The 7045-nt window shown below is 72.5% G+C and carries 6 protein-coding genes; 3 read left to right on the top strand and 3 right to left on the bottom strand.

The features are described from left to right. Positions 1 to 162 precede the first annotated feature (162 nt). Positions 163 to 669, bottom strand: a complete 507-nt coding sequence (locus tag Q0L15_RS09915; RefSeq protein WP_296604017.1) for a SigE family RNA polymerase sigma factor — start codon at positions 667 to 669, stop codon at positions 163 to 165. Positions 670 to 777: 108 nt separating this feature from the next. Between Q0L15_RS09915 and Q0L15_RS09920 the strand changes: the two genes are divergently transcribed. Genes Q0L15_RS09920 through Q0L15_RS09930 form a run of 3 tightly spaced genes read left to right on the top strand, consistent with a single transcriptional unit; the run spans position 778 to position 3968 of the window. After that, positions 778 to 1884, top strand: a complete 1107-nt coding sequence (locus tag Q0L15_RS09920) for a GuaB3 family IMP dehydrogenase-related protein (RefSeq protein ID WP_296604018.1) — start codon at positions 778 to 780, stop codon at positions 1882 to 1884. Next, a complete protein-coding gene (locus Q0L15_RS09925; RefSeq protein WP_296604019.1) occupies positions 1881 to 2669 on the top strand; it encodes a carbon-nitrogen hydrolase family protein in 789 nt (262 codons plus the stop codon). Before Q0L15_RS09920 ends, Q0L15_RS09925 begins: the two co-directional genes overlap by 4 nt. Before the next feature lie 42 nt (positions 2670 to 2711). Continuing rightward, positions 2712 to 3968 (top strand): MFS transporter, encoded by a 1257-nt coding sequence (locus Q0L15_RS09930; RefSeq protein ID WP_296604021.1) that lies wholly within the window; start codon positions 2712 to 2714, stop codon positions 3966 to 3968. 111 nt (positions 3969 to 4079) lie between these two features. On the opposite strand, the gene Q0L15_RS09935 is transcribed toward Q0L15_RS09930, so the two are convergent. Together Q0L15_RS09935 and Q0L15_RS09940 are read right to left on the bottom strand one after the other, a co-directional pair. Beyond that, on the bottom strand, positions 4080 to 5594 hold the full coding sequence (locus Q0L15_RS09935; protein WP_296604023.1) for a PQQ-binding-like beta-propeller repeat protein: 1515 nt from the start codon (positions 5592 to 5594) through the stop codon (positions 4080 to 4082). Continuing rightward, positions 5576 to 6907: a hypothetical protein gene (locus Q0L15_RS09940; protein WP_296604024.1), complete on the bottom strand. Its 1332-nt coding sequence runs from the start codon at positions 6905 to 6907 to the stop codon at positions 5576 to 5578. Before Q0L15_RS09940 ends, Q0L15_RS09935 begins: the two co-directional genes overlap by 19 nt. Positions 6908 to 7045: the final 138 nt, after the last annotated feature.

Genomic DNA, 7045 nt, shown 5'->3' on the forward strand with positions numbered 1-7045 from the left:
CCGCGACCGCGACGCAGGCGGCGGCGACCGCGGCGATCCCGGCGCGGCGGCGTCGGGCGGCCCGGATGCGGGCGCGGACGGCGACCGGTCGGACGTGGTGGTCGGCGTCGTGGAGGTCGTCCGCGTGCCGGGCGAGCGTGCCGCGCAGGTCGTCGAGGGTGTTCATGAGCGCTCCTGGGAGGTCTCGGTCGCGGTCGCGAGAGCGGGGTCGATGCGGAGGTTGGCGAGGGCCTTGCTGGTCTGGCTCTTGACGGTGCCGGGGGAGATGCCGAGCAGGCGGGCCGTCTCGGCCTCGCTGAGGTCCTCGACGAAGCGCAGCACGATCACCGCACGTTGGCGCCGCGGGAGCCGGCCCATCGCGGTCCAGAGGTCCTGGCGCTGGTCCGCGGCGTCGTGCTCGCCGGGGGCCAGGACCTCCGGGGGCTCGGCGTACGCGTGCTCGCCGTTCCACTTGCGTCGCCACCACGAGGCGAACGTGTTGACCAGCACCTTGCGGACGTAGGGCTCGGGGTCGCCCTGGATCCGGGACCAGGCGAACCACGCCTTCGTCAGTGCGGTCTGCAGCAGGTCCTCGGCGAGCGCGTGGTCGCGGGTGAGGAGGTACGCCGTGCGCAGCAGGCGGCTCGAGCGGGCGGCGACGAAATCGTCGAAGTCCGTGCGTGCACTCACCGCGCCTCCTGCGTCCGAGATCAGCCGTTCACCGGCCAGGGCATCCATACCAGGTCCGACCACCTGGACCCCGCGCTCGGTTGCCCCCGACCTCGATAGAGTTGCTCGGTGACCGACATCGAGATCGGCCGGGCCAAGCGGGCCCGGCGCGCCTACTCCTTCGACGACATCGCGATCGTGCCGTCCCGGCGCACCCGCGACCCGGAGGAGGTCAGCACGGCCTGGCAGATCGATGCCTACCGCTTCGACATCCCCGTGCTGGCGGCGCCGATGGACTCGGTGATGTCCCCGACGACGGCGATCGCGCTGGGCCGCTTCGGCGGCCTCGGCGTCCTCAACCTCGAGGGTCTGTGGACCCGCTACGAGGACCCGGACCCGCTGCTCGAGGAGGTCGCCGCCCTCAGCGGCACCGAGGGCGTGCGCCGGCTCCAGCAGATGTACACCGAGCCGATCAAGGCCGAGCTGATCACCGAGCGGCTCCGCGAGATCCGTGACGCGGGCGTCACGGTCGCGGGCTCGCTGTCGCCGGCTCGCACCAAGGAGTTCGCGAAGTCGGTCGTCGACGCGGGCGTCGACATGTTCGTGATCCGCGGCACGACCGTCTCGGCCGAGCACGTCTCCTCGCAGGCCGAGCCGCTGAACCTCAAGGAGTTCATCTACGAGCTCGACGTCCCGGTCGTCGTCGGCGGCTGTGCGACCCACCAGGCCGCCCTCCACCTGATGCGCACCGGCGCGGCCGGAGTGCTCGTCGGCTTCGGCGGGGGAGCGGCCCACACGACCCGCACCGTGCTCGGTGTGGCCGTGCCGATGGCCTCGGCGGTCGCCGACGTCGCCGCCGCGCGCCGCGACTACCTCGACGAGTCCGGTGGCCGCTACGTACACGTGATCGCCGACGGCTCGATCGGCATGTCGGGTGACATCGCCAAGGCGATCGCCTGCGGCGCCGACGCCGTGATGGTCGGCTCCCCGTTCGCGCGGGCCACCGACGCGCCCGGCCGCGGCTTCCACTGGGGCACCGAGGCCCACCACCACGACCTGCCGCGCGGTCAGCGGGTGCAGTTCGAGACCGTCGGCACGATCGAGGAGATCCTGTTCGGCCCCTCGCGGGTCGCCGACGGCACCATGAACCTCATGGGCGCGCTGCGCCGCTCTATGGCCACCACCGGCTACACCGAGCTGAAGGAGTTCCAGCGCGTGGAGGTCGTCGTCGAGTGAGGGTCGCCGCGGGCCAGGCGGTCTCGGTCAGCGGCGACCTGGCGGCGAACGTCCGCACCGCGGCCCGGCTCGCCCGGCTGGCCGCGTCCCGGGAGGTGCGCGTCCTGGTGCTGCCCGAGGCGTTCCTCACCGGCTACGACGTCGCGGCGTTCGACGGGCCGCTGCCCGATGCCGCCGACCTCGACGGGGCGTGGCTGGACCCGCTCCGCGCGGAGGCGGCCGCCGGGGTGACGGTGGTGGTCGGCACCGCGCTGCAGCGTGGGGACGAGCGCCGGCTGTCGCAGGTCGTGGTGCGGCCCGACGGCACCGCGGCCGCGCCGTACGACAAGCAGTTCCTCGACGGCGTCGAGCACACCTGGTTCACCGCGGGCGACCACGGCACGTCGATCGAGGTCGACGGCCACGAGCTGGGCCTGTCGATCTGCTACGACGGCTGCTTCCCCGAGCACGCGCGGGATGCCGCCCGGGACGGTGCGGTCGGCTACCTCGCGTCGGCGGCGTACTTCCCCGGAGGCGGGCACCGGCGCGACCTCTACTACGCGACCCGCGCGCTCGAGAACGGCATGTACGTCGTGGTCTCGGTGCTCACCGGCCGGTGCGGGTCCTTCGACTTCATCGGCGGCTCGGCGGTCTACGACCCGGAGGGCGTGCCGCTCACGCGGCTCGGCGAGGAGGAGGGTCTCGCGATCGCCGACGTCGACGCGGCGCTGGTCGCGCAGGTGCGATCCCGGCACACCATGCTCGCCGACCACCGGCTCGACCTCGGACCGCGGGTGCGCGCGTGATCGGTTCGACACGGTCCTCCGAGCACCGCTAGCGTTATCTTGATGTCAAGATATTTCGGGCGGCTCCTGCGCCTGGCCGGCCCCACCCCGCTGGTCCGCCGGCTCTCGGCCCAGTCCGTCCTCTCGGCGGTGGGTGACGGCGTCTTCCTCACCGGCAGCGCGGTCTTCTTCACCCAGATCGTGGGACTCTCGGCGGCCCAGGTCGGACTCGGGCTGTCGATCTCGGGGGCCGTGACGTTCGTGCTCGCGGTGCCGCTCGGCTCCCTCGCCGACCGGTTCGGCGCCCGGCTCGTCTGGGCGATCGCCTCGCTGGTCGAGGCGCTCGTGTACCTCGCCTGGCTGGCGGTCGGCGGCATGACGTCGTACGTCGCGGTCACCATCGGGCTCGCCCTGCTGCAGGCTGCCAGTCGGTCGGCGCGCAACGCCTACCGGATCGACGTGTTCCCCCGACACGAGCGGGTGCGGTCGCAGGCCTACTTCCGGGCGGCCCGCAACATCGGCTACACGCTGGGCGCGCTGGTGGCGGGCATCGCGCTGGCGACCGACGACGACCAGGTCATCCGCGCGGTGCCGGTGCTCACCGCCGCCCTGCTGCTGCTCAACGCGCTGCTGATCTCGCGGCTGCCCGCGGTGGCGCACCAGCACGTCGACCAACCGCTCGTCCAGGCGGTCGAGGGCGCCGGGACCACCACGGCGCTGTGCAACCGCGGCTACGTGCTCACGAGCGTGCTCGACGGGGTGCTCGGCACCCACCAGGTGCTCCTCAACGTCGTGATCCCGCTCTGGCTGGTGCAGGAGACCGACGCGCCCCACGTGCTGCTCGCCTGGCTGTTCGGCACCAACACCGTGATGGCGGTGCTGCTGCAGGTGGCCGCGGCGCGCGGCGTCCACACGGTGGCCGACTCGCTGCGCGCCGAGCGCCGCGGCGCGGCGTTCTTCGTGCTGTCCTGCGCGATCGTGCTGGTCACCCACGACACGGCCGGCTGGGTCACGATCGTCCTGGTCTGGGTGGGCCACGTGACGGTCACCGGGGCCGAGCTGCTGCAGTCGGCGGGTGCCTGGGGCCTCCAGTCGGAGCTGTCCGACTCCTCGCGGCGCGGGGAGTACCAAGGCGTCTCCCAGCTCGGCTACACGCTGGGCACCGTCTGGGCCCCGGCCGGCTACACCTACCTGGCCGTGACGTGGGGCGCGGTGGGCTGGCTGGTGATCGCCGGCATCGTCGTCCTCGCGGCAGCCGGTCTGCACCCGGCCGCTCGCGCGGCCGAGCGGCACCTCGAGCGGACCGGTGCAGTGGTCTGAGCCGACCCTCGGGCACCGCGTGGTTCGATGCGGGGGTGACCGCCGACCCCGAGACCCACGCGGCGCTCCTCGAGCTCATCGGGCCGTACCTGCGAGGCTCCTAGGCGTGCTTTAGCCCTCGAGCTCGGGGAACCGCAGCAGCCCGAGGTCGTTGGCCGGGCCGAGCCGCTTGTGGCGGTCGATCAGGTCGGGGTTGCCCTCCGCCGTGCGGTTGCGCGCCAGCACCACGTCGAGACCGTCGACGGCCATCAGCGGCGCGTTGACCAGGCCGGCCTGCTGCTTGTCGTCGAGCGCCCAGCGGGCGAGGATCTCGCCGGTCTCGAGGTCGATGGCCAGGAGGTCGCCCGAGGGCCCCTCGGAGAGGGACGCGTAGACCATCGATCCGTCGGCGCTCACCGGCCCGAGGTGGAACATGGCGTAGTCCATGTCGCCGTTGCGCAGCCCCATCGTCTCCATCCGGGTCGTCCACACCCAGTCGCCGGTCAGCGGGTCGTAGCGGCTGATCGCCTTGCCGTCGACGAAGACGAGGTCCTCGCCGACGAGCGCCATCCCGTCCGGGCTCCCGGAGTCGATGTCCTCCTCGGTGATGAACGGGTTGTGGTACTTCTCGCCGTGCCCGTTGGCGCGCACGGTCTGGCGGGCCCGGACCGTGCCGGTCTCGGGGTCGAGGGTCCACAGGTGGAGGACCGTGTTGTAGCTGCGGTCCCAGTCGCGCTCGGTGATGTAGCGCCCGTCGGCCCGGCTGAGGTAGACGTAGCCCGCGCGCTGCTTGTTCTTCTCGAGGTCGGACACGTCGTGGTGCCACAGGACCGTCGCCGGTCGGCTGTCGTCGAGCCGGACGCCGGCGTACTCGTCGTTGGAGATCAGGTTGCCCGTGTCGATCTCGACCGTGACGATGTCGGTGCCCTGGACCGGGGTGATCTGCCGGATCGTGGCGTCCCGGGCGTGGGTGAGGTCCTTCATCGGCAGGACGTCGTTGACGGCGTCGCTCGGCGTCACGATCGCCAGACCGTCCTCGGTGGCGAGGTAGAGCTGGTCGCCCACGTTGGCCATCGCCGTGATCGTCCCGTACGTGCCGACGTTGTCGTCGCGCAGCACCTCTCCGGTGCGGGTGTCGACCGTGACCAGGTGCTGGCCCCACGCGTCGAGATCCTTGCCGAAGGTGTGGGAGTAGACGAACGACCAGCGGTGGTCGTCGTAGGCCCGGGTCGCGGCGTGCTCGATGATCTCGCCGCCCATGTCGACCGGCGTCTTCCAGATCGTCGACCCGTCCTCGCGCGAGACCCCGAGGATCGTGTCGAGCGCGAAGTAGACGACGACGTCGCCGTCGACGAAGACGCCCTGGTCCTGGACGTCGTACTCCTTGGACTCGGCGGTGCCCGTGCTGCGCACCAGCCAGACCGGCTGCATCGCCGGCTCGGTGACCGGACCGACCAGCGAGACGGTCTCGGGCAGGTCGGGGCCGACCGGGGCGCTCTCGCTGGCCGCTGCCGCGGCAGGGGCGTCGGGCTCGTCCCCGCCGGAGCCGCTGCAGGCTGCCAGCGTGGCCGTCGCCAGCAGTGCGGCGGTCAGTCCGGCTGGCAGCGCGGCGAGCCTGCGCCGGGCGGTCACACCGTGCGCGTCCACTGCAGCACCTTCCCGAAGAGCGTCTGCTGGTCGCGGTCGCCCAGCTTGCGGCAGGCCTCGTCGCGGCCGTCGGAGTAGGCGAGGCGGGCGAACTCCAGCGCCTCGTCTCGTCCGCCACGTGACTCCAGGTAGGCGTACACCGCGGCGGCGCACGCGTAGTTGGCCGATCGGTACGCGCCGTGGAACTGCTCGTAGGAGAAGGACCGGTCGCCGCGCATCCGCTCGGCGAACCCGGCGAAGCCGGAGCGGATCATCGGTCCGTAGTAGCTGTCGCCGAGCAGTCCTGTTCGGCCGCCGGAGTCGCCCCAGGTCGCCAGGCCCTCGGTGGGCCACGGATCCGCGTCGCCCCACTGGAAGGCCAGGCCGTGGATGCTCTCGTGCATCGCGACCTCGCGCAGCCGGCTGCTCGAGCTGAACGCGCCCGGGTGCAGGACGAGGCGACTGCCGGCGTAGGCGGCCTTCGCCCCGGCGCCCTTGCCCGACTTGGCCGCCTGGCTGGGATCGATGTAGCCGACCCGCATCGCGAAGCCGTCGGACTCCTTGACGACCGGCAGGTTCTCGTTGCTCTCGTAGATGCGGCTCTCGGGATCGGCGAGCACGAGGTAGGTGCGCTCGACGCCCGGCGGGGGCGGGATCAACGCGAGGGCCGCCGCCACGCCCTCGTCGATCGTGGCGAGGTGGGACCGGACCAGGCCGATGTCCTCGCGCCGTGCGGCGACCACGACGTGCTCCGACTCGACGGCGTCCCAGTCCTCGAGGTCCCAGGCGGCCGGGCTGCCCTCGTCGTCGGGGTGGTCGTCCATCTCGACGATCCGCACCGGCGCTTCGGGGTCGGCCTTGAGGAGCGTGGCGCCGTAGATCTGGACGACCGGGCGGGCGTCGACGCCGGCGATCCGATGGGTGAGCGCGATGTAGACGGTGGTCTCGACCCTGCCGCCGCTCGCGTTGACCTGTCGATCGAGGGAGTCGTCGAACGCGAACCCGATCTCGTCGAGGGGGAACCGGGCCAGGTTGTCGAGGCGGCGCTGCCAGACGGGGACGTGGACCTTCGGCGCCACCTCCTTGAGCGCGGCCGCGTCGGCGTTGCGGATGGCCGCATCCATCCGCCCGAGCAGGGCGTCGATGTCGGCCCGGGTGATCACCGTGCCGGCGTCCTGCTCGTGCACGATCGGGCCGGACGGCGTCGGCGATCCCGTCGGCTTCGCCGCGGACCCACCCCCGCTGCCGCCGCTGCAGCCGCTGAGGAGGACCCCGCCGGCACCGGCCAGGAGCGCTCGGCGGCCCAGCCGGGCAGGATCGACTGCAGGGCCCATGGGCCTTCCCCCGATGATGTCGACGACGTACGCGCATCGACCCTTCCCGGCGGCCCCGGGGGTCAAACCACCGGGACCTGCGGGCTCACTCCTCGACCAGGCCCGCGTTGTGGCCGACGCCGTCGACCGCGGCGCGGA

Origin of the sequence: Nocardioides sp. (genome assembly GCF_024509035.1) — a bacterium.
GTDB lineage: Bacteria > Actinomycetota > Actinomycetes > Propionibacteriales > Nocardioidaceae > Nocardioides.